We start from the raw sequence: 13,583 nt of genomic DNA, 5'->3' as shown, positions 1-13,583 counted from the left end.
TCTCCTGCCGGCGCGGCAGTGGGTGTCCACACCCATTGTCGCTCCGGGACGGCGGACCGGAGCGTCGTGCCGCCCGGCCGGGGGCGGGCGGCACCCGCCGGGGAGCTCAGCCCTCCGTCGCCGCCGGAGCGGCGAACGCCGCGTCGAGCTCCCAGGCGTGGCGCTTGAACTCGCGCACGAAGTCGCCGTGGTCCTCCCACTGGCGGGCGATCCCGCGCAGCACGTCCCAGTGGTGCTCCACCGACTGGTCGATGACCCGGCGCAGCGCGGGCTCGGCCGTCGCCCGCTTCTCGATGAGGCCCTTGACCGCCGAGGCCTCCAGGACCGCGTTGCGCAGCGCGCGCAGCGCACGGGAGGTGTCGTCCATCGCGAAACCGCGCTCGCTGCCGGTGGCCTCGTCGAACAGCGGGGTCAGCCGAGCCTCGATGAATGCGGTGATCCGCTCGAAGTGCTGCACGTCCATCGGGACTCCATCTCCTGCCGTGCGCGGTGCGGCCCGGCACATCGGGTGTTGCGCCTGCTTCCAGGCGATCTGGCGGCTCGCCAGCGCGGATGCAGAATATCCGCTCCAAGATCCGGCCCCGGAATTGCGGGAGGCCTTCCACCGCATTCCCCGTTGCCGCGCGTCCCCGCGGTGTTACCTTCCGTGTCGTCGGCGCGTGCGTCGCACTTTCGGTTGGGGGGCGGGGGAATGGTGAGCGCAACGGCGGAGCTCGGCCATGCGGAGGGGACCGACGCTTTTCTACGGCACCTGATCTGGCGGTACCCGGACCAGCGGCAGCCCGTCGTGGCGCTGCTCGGCCCCCGCCAGTCGGGCAAGACGAGCATGCTCCGCTCCCTGTCCCGGGGATGCGGTTCCACCGTGGTCCACGCCCACCTCGACTTCCACGAGAACCCGCTCGACCCGGTGTCCGCCGCGGCGCTCGTGGCCTTCCAGATGATGCGCGGCTGGGACACGCTGCGCCGCAGCCCCGTCTTCCACCGCTTCGCCCTCGGACTGCTCGCCCTCAACGAGAACCTGGAGCCGGACCGGGCCCGCGCGACGGACCAGATCAGAGGGCTCATCCAGCAGTACACGCGGGGCACCCGCCGGGGCAGGTTCGCCACCCGGCTCGAAGAGGCGGTGGACGCCACGATGGACGTCGTGGCGACCGGCGCGCTCAGCCCGCTGGTGCAGGGCCAGGCGCGGGAAGTGGTCACCGCCGTACGGGAGCGGGCCCGGCCGGTGATCGGATCGCTGCTCCAGAGCACCGCCCGCTGGGGCCTGCGCGACGCGCTGCGCTGGCACGTCGGCATCCCGGAGGCCGAGGCCGCCGGCTCCCTGGACGCGCTGATCAGACTGAGTTCCGCATCGCGGTCGGCCGCCGTCGGCCCCCTGCTGGCCGCCTTCCTCGCCGACGCCAAGGACCAGGCGGACCACCATCCGGCGCTGCGCTCGGCTTGCTCCTGCGAGCTGCCGCCGCAGTACGCGGGCCGGGCCGCCCGGCACGACCACGCGTGGGTCCTCCTCGTGGACGGGGCACAGACCCCCGCCGGCCGGCGCTTCCTCGCCGCGCTCGTCGCCGCCCGCATGCGCAACGAGCAGAACGAACCGGGCTCCGGCGGCGCCGCCGACCCGCTGGTCGTCCTCGCCGCCTGCGACCAGTGGCAGCCGGAGTGGACCACCCGCTGGTGCGAGCCCTGGCGCACCACACCGCTGCCGGACACCCCGCAGCGCCGCGTCCCCCTCCTCACCCGGGCCACCCGTACGCACTGGGCCCGGCAGGACGAGAGGGGCGCCGGACCGGATCCCGCCTCGGCGGCGCACTACTGGTACCCGGTGTGGCTCGACCCGATGTCGGAGGAACAGGTCTCGGACGTCACCGACGACTCCGCCTCCCTGGCCGCGCCCGTCGCGGCGTCCGTCGTCCACGCCCTCACCGGCGGCCACTGGGGCGCCGTCCTCGCCCTCCAGGAGCAGCGTGCGAGCGCGCCGCCGGACGCCGGGACCGCCGTACGGGACAGACCCCTGACGGCCGCGGTCGACGCGAGCGGCAGACCGCTGTGGGCGCGCGCCCTGGAGACCTGCCTTCCCGAAGGGCTCGCCGCGCCCGCACCGGCCGCGGCCGTCCCGCCGCCCGTCGTCCTGGCGGCCGCCTACCTGGCGGACATGCGCACCGCCGACGACCCCCGGGTACCGCTGGAGACGGCGGACCTGCCGCGCAGCCTCGAGCTGTTACGCCGCAACCTGTGGGTCAGCACCTTCTTCCACCGCCCCTCGCGGATCCGCGAGGTCGGCTGGGGCGACGCCGACAGACCCGCGGTGCTCCACCCCTGGCTGAGCCGTTGCGCGCTCACCGCCCTCTCCGCCGCCGAGCCCGCGGACGCCGCCGGCCCGGAAGGGGAACGGCCCGCCGATCCGTGGCACGAGGCCTTCACCCGCCAGGGCCGGGCCCTTGCGACCCTGGCCGCCACCCACAACGGTTCGGGCGGGGTGGCCCGCGAGGAACAACAGCTCTTCTACGACCTGGCCCTGGGAGAGTTCGCCCCGGTGGCCGAGGCACTCTCGGACCGCTTCGACCGCGACCACCGCGCCTGGGTGCGCCTCCTCGACTACCTGGCCTCGGCGCCGTGCCGCCCGGTCCACGAACAGTCCGCGCAGCAGGCGTACGCGGTCCTCCTCTCCGGGATCGAACAGACCGGCCGGGACGTCGTGGCGGTCGCCACGGCCAAGCTGCTGGCCCTGCTGTGGCTGTACAACGACCCGCTCACCGAGCGCAGCCGGCGCTGGGACGCCCAGATCGAAGAGGGCTTCGAACGGCTCGCGCACAACTCCCGCCTGCTCGACGTCAGCGCCCTCCAGCAGGCGGGCGCGCTGTTCGCCTGACCCCACCGCGCCACGCCTGCGCGTGGCCCGGCGCACCGCAAGGAGTCCTCATGCCCGCAGGTGTACGCAACCCCCGACTCGGCCGGCTGCGCCGCCACCCGGTGCTTTCGCTGACCGCCGCCCTCGTCCTCCTGGCCGGTGCCGTGTTCGGCGGCACCTGGGGCTACCGGGTGCTGTTCCCGCCCGCCCTGTCGTGCGGGGCCGGCCTGACCGCCGCGGGCAAACCGCTCGCCTGCGTCGGCGTGAACCTCGACAGCACGCCCTTCACCAAGGGCGAACCGGAGCGCATGCACGAACTGGAGGACGCGATCCGCACCGCCAACGCGGCGGTGAAGGGGAACTCCACCAGCGTGGTGCTGATGCTGAACCTCTCGCCCGTCGAAGACGTGGACACGCTGACCTACGAGTCGCTCTACCCCAACATCGAGGGGGCCATGGCCGCCGTGTGGCGCGCCAACAACACGGCGGCGTACGGCAGCACACCCGGCGTCAAGCTGTACCTGGCCAACATGGGCAGCCAGTACGCGTCCTGGCAGCAGGCGGTCGCCGGCGTGCGCAGGCACGCGGAGGCCGAGCACATCTCGGCGGTCGTGGGCCTCGGCCAGAGCACCGAGCAGACCCGGCAGGCCGCCGCGGCCATATCCGCCCAGCTGCACATCCCCGTCATCGGGTCGACGGTCACCGGCAACTCCATGAACCTGGACCCCGCCGACCCGGCGGGCAAGCGGACGATCCCCGACATGTTCCGCGTCTCGTCCACCAACTCCGACTCCGTCATCGCGGCCAACCAGTACGTCACGGGACTGCACCCGGCCGTGACCTCGCTCGCGGTGGTGGCGGACAGCGTCGCCGACGACGACTACACGGCCACGCTGGCGGCGGAGGCCAAGACCCGCTTCCAGGCCCCGGACCGCACGGTGACGGTGCTCCCGTACACCTCACCCAGCAGCCTGCCCAGCGGCGCCGGCCGCCAGGACTACCTGATCCAGCAGTTCAACCTGATGCACGCCAACCTCTGCCAGGCCGCACCGTCCATCGTGTACTTCGCCGGCCGGGGCCGCGATCTCGGAGCGTTCGTACAGAACTGGGTGCAGGGCACGCCCTGCGGCACCGCGCAGCTGCGCATCCTGGTCGGGGACGACGCGTCCGAGGCCATCCGCGACGACGCGGTCCTCAAGGGGGTCGCCTCCGGCCGGGTCACGGTGGCGTACACGGCCCTGGCCAGTCCGGACGAGTGGGGGACCGAATGCCCCGGATCGGACGCGAAGCGCAACTACGACCAGTTCTGGTCGGCGTTCACCGGGCGGCCCGACCCGTGCACGAAGCAGCCCCTGGCCACCACCCGGTCCGGCGCGCAGCCCCTGTCCTTCGACCCCGCCCACCTCGCCAGCGGGCAGGCGATGCTCACGCACGACGCCACCGTCGCCGCGATCAGCGCGGCCCGGCACGACGAGGCGGGTCTGAAGAACCCGGGCCTGGAGACCGGCATCCTCCACCAGTTCTACTGCGCGCAGATGCTGCCGGGGGCGAGCGGCTGGCTCTCGTTCGGCGCCGACGGCAACCCGGTCGGCAAGCCCACCCCGATCGTCCAGCTGGGCCCGGACGGGACCACGAAGACGGTCACCCTCACCTGGCCCAGCTCCGCCCCCAACCTCAGCCTGCCGCAGCGCGGCGGTACGGGCGCCCCGGGCTGCTGACCGCACCGGCGCGGCGGCCGTCACCTGTCCACCAGGTGGCGGCCCCGGGCGGTCCCTTCCGAGTGACAGCCCCGTAGGTCGCCCCGGCCCGCGGACGCCCGTGGTCGACGATCTCCAGCGGCCGTACCTGTTCAGGCCCCAGCTCGCCGGGGGCCGGACGCTTGGGAGATCACGTGCACATCCTGCTCGCCGCCGGCGCGTTCAACAGCCTCACTCAGCGTGTCCACGCGGAACTCAGGGACCGCGGCCACAGCGTGGCGGTCGAGCTCGTCCTGCCCGGCACGTCCCTCACCGAAGCCGTGGAGCGCCACCGGCCGGACCTCGTCCTCGCCCCGATGCTGAAGACGGCCATCCCCCGCGAGGTGTACTCCGCCCACACCTGCCTGATCGTCCACCCCGGGCCGGTCGGCGACCGCGGCCCCTCCTCGCTCGACTGGGCCCTCACCGAGAACGCGACCCGCTGGGGCGTCACCGTCCTCCAGGCCGGCGAGGAGATGGACGCGGGCGACGTCTGGGCCACCGCCGACTGCCCGCTGCCGCCCGTCGCAAAGAGCGACGCCTACCGCGGCGAGATCGCCGACGCCGCCCTGTCCGCGGTGCTGACGGCCGTCGACCGCTTCGCCTCGGGCACCTACGCACCCCAGCAGCAGCGAACCGGGCGCGCCCGCCCCTACCTGCGCCAGGAACTGCGCCGGATCGACTGGGAACACGACTCCACCGAGCGCGTCGTCCGCGCGCTGCGCGCCGCCGACTCACAGCCCGGCGTACTGGACGAACTGCTCGGCGCCCCGTGGTTCCTGCACGGCGGCCACCCCGAGGACGCACTGCGCGGACGCCCCGGCGAACTGCTCGCCACCCGGGCCGGCGCCATCTGCCGGGCGACCACCGACGGGGCCGTCTGGATCCCCGAGCTACGGGCCCGGCGCACTCCGGGCGGACCGGCCCCCGTCAAACTCCCCGCCACCCTGGCCCTCGGCGACCGGCTGCCGCCGCTTCCCGAGCTGCCCGCGCCGCCGTACGACGCCTGCGCCGACGCCGGCGAAGGCCCGCGCACCTGGTCCGACATCATCTACCGGGAGCGCGGCGGCGCCGGCTTCCTCACGTTCTCCTTCCCCGGCGGCGCGATGAGCACCGACCACTGCCGGCGCCTGCTCGCGGCGTACCGGGAGGCCTGCACCCGCCCCGTCTCCCTCATCGTCCTCGGCGGCGGCCGGGACTTCTTCTCCAACGGCATCCACCTGGGCGTCATCGAGGCGTCCGCCGATCCGGCCGAGGAGTCCTGGGCCAACATCAACGCCATGGACGACCTGGTGGAGGCCGTGCTGACCACCACCGACCGGTTCGTCGTGGCCGCGCTCGGCGGCAACGCCGCCGCCGGCGGGGCCATGCTCGCCCTCGCCGCCGACGAGGTCTGGTGCCGCACCGGCGTCGTGCTCAACCCGCACTACCGGCTGATGGGCCTGTACGGATCCGAGTACTGGACGTACACGCTGCCGCGCCGGACCGGGACCGGCGTCGCGGAGCGCCTGACCGCCGACGCCCTGCCGATCAGCGCCGAATCCGCCCGGCGGCTCGGGCTCGTCGACCGCACCATCGACTGCGGCCCGCAGGCCTTCGCGGACGAGACCGCCCGGCTCGCCGTCCGCGTGGCGGACTCGCCGGCCGTCCGGTCCCGGATCGCGGGCAAGAAGGCCCGCCGCGACGCGGACGAAAGCGTGAGGCCGCTCGCCGCCTACCGCGAGGCGGAGCTCGCCCGCATGCGCGAGACCTTCCTGGACCCGCAGGCCCCGTACCACGCCCTGCGCCGCGCCTTCGTACGCAAGGAGCCCCCGGAGCGCACCCCCGCCCACCTGGCGCGGACCGTTCCCGGACGGCGCACCGCGCCGCTGCCCGTGCGGCGGCCCGGGGTCACTGGACCGGCCGAACAAGACAGGGCGCCGGGCCCGGCCGGCTGCTAGCAAGAAGGGTGAGGCCGGCGCGGAGCACCTGCCCGTCCACCGTCCCCGCCCCCAGCCCCACCCACCCCCCCCCGCATCCCTCCCCAAGGAGCGATCCTCATGGATGCAGCAACGCCGAGCACGGCAGTAGAGGACCCCCCGATCCACATCCTCTGGATCAACGCCGGACTGAGCTGCGACGGCGACTCGGTGTCCCTCACGGCAGCGATGCAGCCCAGCATCGAGGAGATCGTCATGGGCGTCCTCCCGGGACTGCCCAAGATCGCCGTGCACTGGCCGCTGATCGACTTCGAGTGCGGACCGGTCGGCGGCGCCGACACGTTCATCGAATGGTTCTTCAAGGGGGAGCGCGGGGAGATCGACCCCTTCGTGCTCGTCGTCGAAGGCTCGATCCCCAACGAGAAGATCAAGCCCGAGGGCTACTGGTGCGGCTTCGGCGACGATCCGCAGACCGGCCAGCCGATCACCACCAGCGAGTGGATCGACCGCCTCGCGCCCAAGGCCCTCGCCGTGGTCGCGATCGGCACCTGCGCCACCTACGGCGGCATCCACGCGATGGAGGGCAACCCCACCGGCGCCATGGGCGTGCCCGACTACCTGGGCTGGGACTGGAAGTCGCACGCCGGCATCCCGATCGTCTGCGTCCCCGGCTGCCCGATCCAGCCGGACAACTTCTCGGAGACCCTCACCTACCTGCTGTACCAGGCCGCGGGCTCCGCCCCGATGATCCCGCTGGACGACAAGCTGCGCCCGACCTGGCTGTTCGGCGCCACCGTCCACGAGGGGTGCGACCGGGCCGGCTACTACGAGCAGGGCGAGTTCGCCCACACCTACGACTCGCCCAAGTGCCTCGTCAAACTCGGCTGCTGGGGCCCCGTCGTCAAGTGCAACGTACCCAAGCGCGGCTGGATGAACGGCATCGGCGGCTGCCCCAACGTCGGCGGCATCTGCATCGCCTGCACGATGCCGGGCTTCCCCGACAAGTTCATGCCCTTCATGGACGAACCTCCGGGCGCGAAGGTGTCCTCCGGCGCCAGCGGCGTCTACGGCGCGGTGATCCGCAAGCTCCGGGCGATCACGGAGCACACCGTGGACCAGGAGCCCAAGTGGCGCCGGCCGGGCGGGCAGCTGACCACCGGCTACCGCAAGCCCTGGTGACCGCGCCCGCCCCCGCGCCTCCGCGCCCCTCCCGCCCCACCGCTGCGCCTCGAAGAACCTCCAGCTCCCGGCTCCCAGAAGGGTCACGGCAGACAAGATGACACCGAAGACGAAGGCGGCCGGCGACGGCAGCGGCCTCGTGGAGATGGCCTGGGATCCGATCACCCGGATCGTGGGCAGTCTCGGCATCCACACGAAGATCGACTTCAAGCAGAAGAAGGTGGCGGAGTGCTACAGCACCTCGTCCGTCTTCCGCGGCTACAGCGTCTTCATGCGGGGCAAGGACCCCCGCGACGCGCACTTCATCACCAGCCGCATCTGCGGCATCTGCGGTGACAACCACGCCACCTGCTCCGTGTACGCGCAGAACATGGCCTACGGGGTGAAGCCGCCCCACCTCGCCGAGTGGATCATCAACCTCGGCGAGTCGGCGGAGTACATGTTCGACCACAACATCTTCCAGGAGAACCTGGTCGGGGTCGACTACTGCGAGAAGATGGTCCGCGAGACCAACCCCGGTGTCCTCGAACTCGCCGAGCGCACCGAGGCCCCGCACGCCGCAGAGCACGGCTACCGCACCATCGCCGACATCATGCGCTCCCTCAACCCCATCGAGGGCGAGTTCTACCGCGAGGCCCTCCAGGTCAGCCGGTACACGCGCGAGATGTTCTGTCTGATGGAGGGGCGCCACGTGCACCCCTCCACCCTCTACCCGGGCGGCGTCGGCACCATCGCCTCCGTCCAGCTCTTCACGGACTACATGAGCCGCCTCATGCGGTACTGCGAGTTCATGAAGCGCGTCGTCCCGCTCCACGACGACCTCTTCGACTTCTTCTACGAGGCCCTGCCCGGGTACGAGGAGGTGGGCCGCCGGCGCGTCCTGCTGGGCTGCTGGGGCGCGCTCAACGACCCCGAGTACTGCGACTTCACGTACGCCAACATGACCGACTGGGGCCGGAAGATGTTCGTCACCCCGGGCGTGGTGGTGGACGGCAAGCTGGTCACCAACGACCTCACCGAGATCAACCTCGGCATCCGCATCATGCTCGGCAGCTCGTACTACGACGACTGGCAGGGCCAGGAGAAGTTCGTCACCCACGACCCGCTCGGCAACCCGGTCGACGCCCGCCACCCGTGGAACCAGCACACCATCCCGGCCCCGCAGAAGCGGAACTTCGACGACAAGTACAGCTGGGTGATGTCCCCGCGCTGGTTCGACGGCAAGGACCACCTCGCCCTCGACACCGGCGGCGGCCCCATCGCCCGCCTGTGGTCGACCGCCCTGTCCGGGCTCGTCCACACCGACTACGTCCAGGCCACCGGCCACAGCGTGGTCATCACCCTGCCGCGCACGATGACCAAGCCCGAGACCCGCTTCGAGTGGAAGATCCCGAAGTGGAGCAACGCGCTGGAGCGCAACCGCGCCCGCACGTACTTCCAGGCGTACGCGGCCGCCATCGCGCTGCACTGCGCCGAGAAGGGCCTGGCCGAGGTGCGCGCCGGACGCACCCAGACCTGGGAGAAGTTCGAGGTCCCGGACGAGTCCATCGGCGTCGGCTTCACCGAGGCCGTCCGCGGCGTGCTCTCGCACCACATGGTGATCCGCGACGGCAAGATCGCCAACTACCACCCGTACCCGCCGACCCCGTGGAACGCCAGCACCCGGGACACCTTCGGCACCCCCGGACCGTACGAGGACGCCGTCCAGAACACCCCGATCTTCGAGGAGAACTCCCCGGAGAACTTCAAGGGCATCGACATCATGCGCGCCGTGCGCAGCTTCGACCCCTGCCTGCCCTGCGGCGTGCACATGTACGTCGGCGGCGGCAAGACGGTCAAGCAGATGCACGTGCCCACCGGCCTGAGCGGACTGGGCGGATGAGCGCCGCGGTGACCGACGCCCGCGAGGCGGGCCGGCGGGTGGACGAGGTCCTCGACCGCCTCGCCGCCCGCGGCGACCGCGAGGCCTGCGCCGCCGCCGAGGAACTCGTGCGCGTGCTCATGGACTTCTACGGCGCCGGGCTCGCCCGGATCGTGGAGCGGCTCGGCGTGGAGCGCCTCGGCGGGCTCCTGGACGACGAGCTCGTCGCGAGCCTGCTCGCCCTGCACGACCTGCACCCCGAGGACGTCCACACCCGGATCGCCCGCGCCCTGGAGACCGTACGGGACCCCGTGGAGCTCATCGGCTTCGACGCGGCCACCGGCGTCCTGCGCCTGCGGTCCGCGCCCGGCGGGGGCTGCGGCTGCGGTTCCGCCGACGGCGCCGTCCCGCAGAGCGTGGAGGACGCCCTGGCCTGCTTCGCGCCCGAGGTGACCGCGGTCGAACTCGAACCGGCCGAACCGCCCCTGCCCCTGCTCCAGATCGGCACCCGCCCGCAGGCCCCGGCGCGGGCCCGGTGAACGCGCGGCACCCCTGGGCACCGGCGGAGCCGCGCACCGGCCCCGCCGGGCCCCCCGGCCCCGCCGCGCCGCGCACCCCGCGCGGCCTGCGCCGGTTCACCGGGCCCCGCCCACCCCGGCGCGAGTGCTGCGAACTGTGCGGGGTGGGCGTCCCGGAGGACGGCCACCGCCACCTCGTGGAGCTCGACCAGCGCGCGCTGGTCTGCGCCTGCACCGCCTGCGCCCTCCTCTTCGACCGGCCCGGCGCCACCACCGGGCGCTACCGCGCCGTCCCCGACCGCTACCTCGTCGACCCGGAACACCGGCTCGACGACGGCGCGTGGGAACAGCTCCAGATCCCGGTCGGCGTCGCCTTCTTCTTCCGCAACGCCGCCCTCGACCGCCTCGTCGCGCTCTACCCGAGCCCGGCCGGCGCCACCGAGAGCGAACTGGACCCGGCCACCTGGCAGGACGTGCTCGGCGGCGGCGCACTCGCGGCCCTGCTCGAACCCGACGTGGAGGCACTGCTGCTGCGCCGGACCGAGGGCCGCACCGAGTGCTACCTCGTGCCCATCGACATCTGCTACGAACTGGTGGGCCGCATGCGGCTGCTGTGGCAGGGATTCGACGGTGGGGCTGAGGCGCGCGCCGCGCTGAACGCCTTCTTCGCCCAGGTGGAACGGCGGGCCAAGGCACCGGCCGCGGCGGGGGAGGCCCGGCCATGACCGACTTCACCTTCGCCTGCACCGGAGTGCGCGCCGACCCGTACGCGGCCGGACCCACCCTGGTCTTCCGGCTGCGCATCACCGCCACCGGGGCCGACCCCGGCGAAGCGGCCCGCGTCCACGCCCTCTCACTGCGCTGCCAGATCCGCATCGAGCCGGCCCGTCGCGGCTACGGCACCGGCGAAGCCGCTGCCCTCCACGACCTGTTCGGCGAGCGGGCCCGCTGGGGGACCACTCTCCAGCCCCTGCAGTTCGCCCAGGTCTCGGTGATGGTCCCCAGCTTCACCGGGGAGACCGAGACGGACGTCGTCGTGCCCTGCACGTACGACATGGACATCGCCTCCGGCCGCTACCTCAGCGCCCTGGAGGACGGCGAGGCACCGCTGCTGATGCTCTTCTCCGGCACGGCCTTCACCGGCGCCGGGGGCTTCCGGGTGGAACCCGTCCCCTGGGACCGGGAGGCCCCGTTCCGGATGCCCGCCGAGGTGTGGCGGGAGATGGTCGAGCAGCACTTCCCGGGCTGCGGCTGGCTGCGGCTGCCCCGCGACACCATGGCGGACCTGCTCGCCTACCGCTCCCGCCACGCCCTCGCCTCCTGGGAGGCGACCGTACGGGCCCTGCTGGACGGGGCGGCGGCCGCCCAGCCATCGGCCGGGGACCCCGCCTGGGCCGGCGCCGTACTGCCGCGGTCCGTCGAGAGGACGGCGCCATGACGGCCACTGCCCCGCCCGGAACCCGGTTCGCCGTCGCCCGTCAGGTCGCCGACGCCGTCCTCTTCGAGGGGTACGTCCTCTACCCGTACCGGGCGTCGGCGGCGAAGAACCGGCTCCGCTGGCAGTTCGGCGTGCTGGTGCCACCCGCCTGGGGCCCCGCGCACGGCGAACACTCGCTCCAGCAGACCGAGTTGGTGATGGAGCCCCGCGGCGCCGCCACCCTGGCCGTCGAGCTGCGCTTCCTGCACGCACAGCGGCGTACGGTCGAAGAGGCCCGCCCGGACGGCTCGTTCGCCCCCGTACCCGAACTGCACCTGCCCGACCGGGTCCTCGTCCCCTGGGACGAGGGCACCGAGGAACGGGTGGAGATGACCGTCCCCGTCGCCGAGCTGGAGGCGGGCGAGGTCAGCCTGCCCTTCGTACGGCCGGCCCGCGAGGAGACCGAGCCGGTGCGCGGCGCCGACGGCCGGGAGGCGGGCCGGCTGGTCCGGCGCACCGAACGGGCCGACGGCGTGCTGCGGCTGCGCGCCGAACAACTGGACGTTCCCTACCGGGCGTTCAAGCTCACCGCGGTGGTCGAGAACACGAGCGACTGGACCCCGCAGGGCGACGGAGCCGACGGGCCGGGCGGAGCCGACCGGGAGGCGGCCCTGCCGCGCTCCCTGGTCGCGGCCCACCTCCTGCTGGGCCTCAGCGCCGGCTCCTTCCTCTCGATGACCGATCCGCCCGAATGGGCCAGGGCCTCGATCGCGGCCTGCACCAACCTGCACACCTGGCCCGTGCTCGCCGGCGAACCGGGCAGCTCCGACGTGGTCCTGTCCTCGCCGATCATCCTGGAGGACCACCCCGGCATCGCCCCCGAGAGCATCGGGGCCATGTACGACGCCACGGAGATCGACGAGATCCTCGCCCTGCGCACGGCGGCCCTGACCGACCGGGAGAAGCGGGAGGCCCGCGGCACCGACGCCCGCGCCGCCGCCGTGATCGACCTGGCCGACACCATGCCCCCCGAGGTGCTGGAGCGCCTGCACGGCGCCGTCCGGGCGCTGCGCGAGATCACCGGCCCCGGGGCGCCCGCCCCGGACCGGGTCCCCGAACTCTTCGAGGAAGACGCCGTGTTCAGGCCGGAGAACCCCTGGTGGGATCCGGCGCACGCCGACCCGGCCGACCCGGCCCGCGACCGCATCCTGATCGACGGGACCTCCGTGGGCGCCGGCAGCCGGGTGCTCCTGCGCCCGGGCCTGCGGCGCACCGACGCCCAGGACCTGTTCCTCCAGGGCCGCGCCGCCCAGGTCGAGGCGGTGCTCCACGACGTCGACGGGGGAGTGCACCTCGCCGTCACCGTCGAAGGGGACCCGGGCGCCGACATCCGGCGCGAGCAGGGCCGGTTCCTGTACTTCCAGCCCGACGAGGTCGCCCCGCTGGAGGACCCGTGAGCGGCCGCACCCTGATCGCCGGCATCGGCAACGTCTTCCTCGGCGACGACGGCTTCGGCGTCGAGACCGTCCGCAGGCTCTCCGAGCCCGGACACGGGCTGCCGGACCACGTCGAGGTGGTGGACATCGGCGTGCGCGGTGTCCACCTCGCCTACCAGCTCCTCGACGGCTACGACACGCTCGTCCTGGTGGACGCCACCGCTCGGGGCGCAGCCCCCGGCACGCTGTACCTGATCGACGCCGCCGAACCCGGATCGATCGCCCCGCAGAGCCCCGTCCTCGACGGGCACCAGATGTCCCCCGACGCGGTGCTGGCCCTGCTGGACACCCTGTGCGCCGGAACCGGCGGCACGCCGCCCCGGCGGATCCTGGTCGTCGGCTGCGAACCCGGCTGTCTGGAGGAGGGCATCGGCCTGAGCGAGCCGGTGGCCGCAGCGGTCCCCGAGGCCGTACGGATGGTCCTGGACCTGGTCCGCCGGCCGGACGGGGGACTGCTCGACGAAGAACGCAACGCCGCCGCCAACTGAGGAGAACCCCCATGAAGAAGGCCATCATCTGCGGAGCGTCCGCCGCCGCCGTCCTTTGCGCGCTGGGCATGCTGCTCCCCGACATCCAGCGCTACCTGAGGATCCGCCGCATGTGACCGCGGCC

The 13,583-nt window shown here is 73.1% G+C and carries 12 protein-coding genes; 11 read left to right on the top strand and 1 reads right to left on the bottom strand.

The features are described from left to right. Window positions 1–106: 106 nt before the first annotated feature. Window positions 107–463: a hypothetical protein gene (locus tag ACIPK4_RS23530; protein ID WP_376193145.1), complete on the bottom strand. Its 357-nt coding sequence runs from the start codon at window positions 461–463 to the stop codon at window positions 107–109. A 228-nt stretch (window positions 464–691) separates the two neighbouring features. On the opposite strand from ACIPK4_RS23530, the gene ACIPK4_RS23525 reads away from it, so the two are divergent. The 11 genes from ACIPK4_RS23525 to ACIPK4_RS23475 all read left to right on the top strand — a co-directional run bounded on the left by ACIPK4_RS23525 (window position 692) and on the right by ACIPK4_RS23475 (window position 13,575). Further along, window positions 692–2,866: a hypothetical protein gene (locus ACIPK4_RS23525; RefSeq protein WP_402315598.1), complete on the top strand. Its 2,175-nt coding sequence runs from the start codon at window positions 692–694 to the stop codon at window positions 2,864–2,866. A 50-nt stretch (window positions 2,867–2,916) separates the two neighbouring features. Further along, a complete protein-coding gene (locus ACIPK4_RS23520; RefSeq protein WP_402315597.1) occupies window positions 2,917–4,563 on the top strand; it encodes a hypothetical protein in 1,647 nt (548 codons plus the stop codon). A 173-nt stretch (window positions 4,564–4,736) separates the two neighbouring features. Continuing rightward, window positions 4,737–6,521, top strand: a complete 1,785-nt coding sequence (locus ACIPK4_RS23515; RefSeq protein WP_402315595.1) for a hydrogenase maturation protein — start codon at window positions 4,737–4,739, stop codon at window positions 6,519–6,521. Between the two features lie 99 nt (window positions 6,522–6,620). Beyond that, window positions 6,621–7,679, top strand: a complete 1,059-nt coding sequence (locus ACIPK4_RS23510) for a hydrogenase expression protein HypE (protein ID WP_402315593.1) — start codon at window positions 6,621–6,623, stop codon at window positions 7,677–7,679. Between the two features lie 97 nt (window positions 7,680–7,776). Then, window positions 7,777–9,561 (top strand): nickel-dependent hydrogenase large subunit, encoded by a 1,785-nt coding sequence (locus ACIPK4_RS23505; RefSeq protein ID WP_054223468.1) that lies wholly within the window; start codon window positions 7,777–7,779, stop codon window positions 9,559–9,561. Next, window positions 9,558–10,079 carry a hypothetical protein gene (locus tag ACIPK4_RS23500; RefSeq protein ID WP_402315591.1) on the top strand — a complete coding sequence of 174 codons (522 nt, stop codon included), beginning with the start codon at window positions 9,558–9,560 and terminating at the stop codon, window positions 10,077–10,079. Before ACIPK4_RS23505 ends, ACIPK4_RS23500 begins: the two co-directional genes overlap by 4 nt. A gap of 86 nt (window positions 10,080–10,165) precedes the next feature. Continuing rightward, window positions 10,166–10,783 carry a DUF5947 family protein gene (locus ACIPK4_RS23495; RefSeq protein WP_402315797.1) on the top strand — a complete coding sequence of 206 codons (618 nt, stop codon included), beginning with the start codon at window positions 10,166–10,168 and terminating at the stop codon, window positions 10,781–10,783. Next, window positions 10,780–11,496 (top strand): DUF6084 family protein, encoded by a 717-nt coding sequence (locus ACIPK4_RS23490; RefSeq protein WP_402315589.1) that lies wholly within the window; start codon window positions 10,780–10,782, stop codon window positions 11,494–11,496. Before ACIPK4_RS23495 ends, ACIPK4_RS23490 begins: the two co-directional genes overlap by 4 nt. Further along, a complete protein-coding gene (locus ACIPK4_RS23485; protein ID WP_402315588.1) occupies window positions 11,493–12,932 on the top strand; it encodes a hypothetical protein in 1,440 nt (479 codons plus the stop codon). Before ACIPK4_RS23490 ends, ACIPK4_RS23485 begins: the two co-directional genes overlap by 4 nt. After that, window positions 12,929–13,459 carry a hydrogenase maturation protease gene (locus ACIPK4_RS23480; RefSeq protein WP_402315586.1) on the top strand — a complete coding sequence of 177 codons (531 nt, stop codon included), beginning with the start codon at window positions 12,929–12,931 and terminating at the stop codon, window positions 13,457–13,459. The genes ACIPK4_RS23485 and ACIPK4_RS23480 overlap by 4 nt, the downstream gene beginning before the upstream one ends. Before the next feature lie 11 nt (window positions 13,460–13,470). Continuing rightward, window positions 13,471–13,575, top strand: a complete 105-nt coding sequence (locus tag ACIPK4_RS23475) for a DUF6893 family small protein (protein WP_402315584.1) — start codon at window positions 13,471–13,473, stop codon at window positions 13,573–13,575. The last annotated feature ends 8 nt before the right edge of the window (window positions 13,576–13,583 follow it).

Source organism: Streptomyces sp. NPDC086989 (assembly GCF_044745505.1).
Lineage (GTDB): Bacteria > Actinomycetota > Actinomycetes > Streptomycetales > Streptomycetaceae > Streptomyces.
The sequence above is the reverse complement of the archived record's forward strand: the minus strand, read 5'-3'. Positions and strand labels throughout refer to the sequence as shown.

Bases quoted from the DNA above. Each gene is read 5' to 3' on its own strand.
- ACIPK4_RS23530 (WP_376193145.1), bottom strand. From the start codon at position 463: ATGGACGTGCAGCACTTCGAGCGGATCACCGCATTCATCGAGGCTCGG.
- ACIPK4_RS23525 (WP_402315598.1), top strand. From the start codon at position 692: ATGGTGAGCGCAACGGCGGAGCTCGGCCATGCGGAGGGGACCGACGCT.
- ACIPK4_RS23520 (WP_402315597.1), top strand. From the start codon at position 2,917: ATGCCCGCAGGTGTACGCAACCCCCGACTCGGCCGGCTGCGCCGCCAC.
- ACIPK4_RS23510 (WP_402315593.1), top strand. From the start codon at position 6,621: ATGGATGCAGCAACGCCGAGCACGGCAGTAGAGGACCCCCCGATCCAC.
- ACIPK4_RS23505 (WP_054223468.1), top strand. From the start codon at position 7,777: ATGACACCGAAGACGAAGGCGGCCGGCGACGGCAGCGGCCTCGTGGAG.
- ACIPK4_RS23500 (WP_402315591.1), top strand. From the start codon at position 9,558: ATGAGCGCCGCGGTGACCGACGCCCGCGAGGCGGGCCGGCGGGTGGAC.
- ACIPK4_RS23490 (WP_402315589.1), top strand. From the start codon at position 10,780: ATGACCGACTTCACCTTCGCCTGCACCGGAGTGCGCGCCGACCCGTAC.
- ACIPK4_RS23485 (WP_402315588.1), top strand. From the start codon at position 11,493: ATGACGGCCACTGCCCCGCCCGGAACCCGGTTCGCCGTCGCCCGTCAG.
- ACIPK4_RS23475 (WP_402315584.1), top strand. From the start codon at position 13,471: ATGAAGAAGGCCATCATCTGCGGAGCGTCCGCCGCCGCCGTCCTTTGC.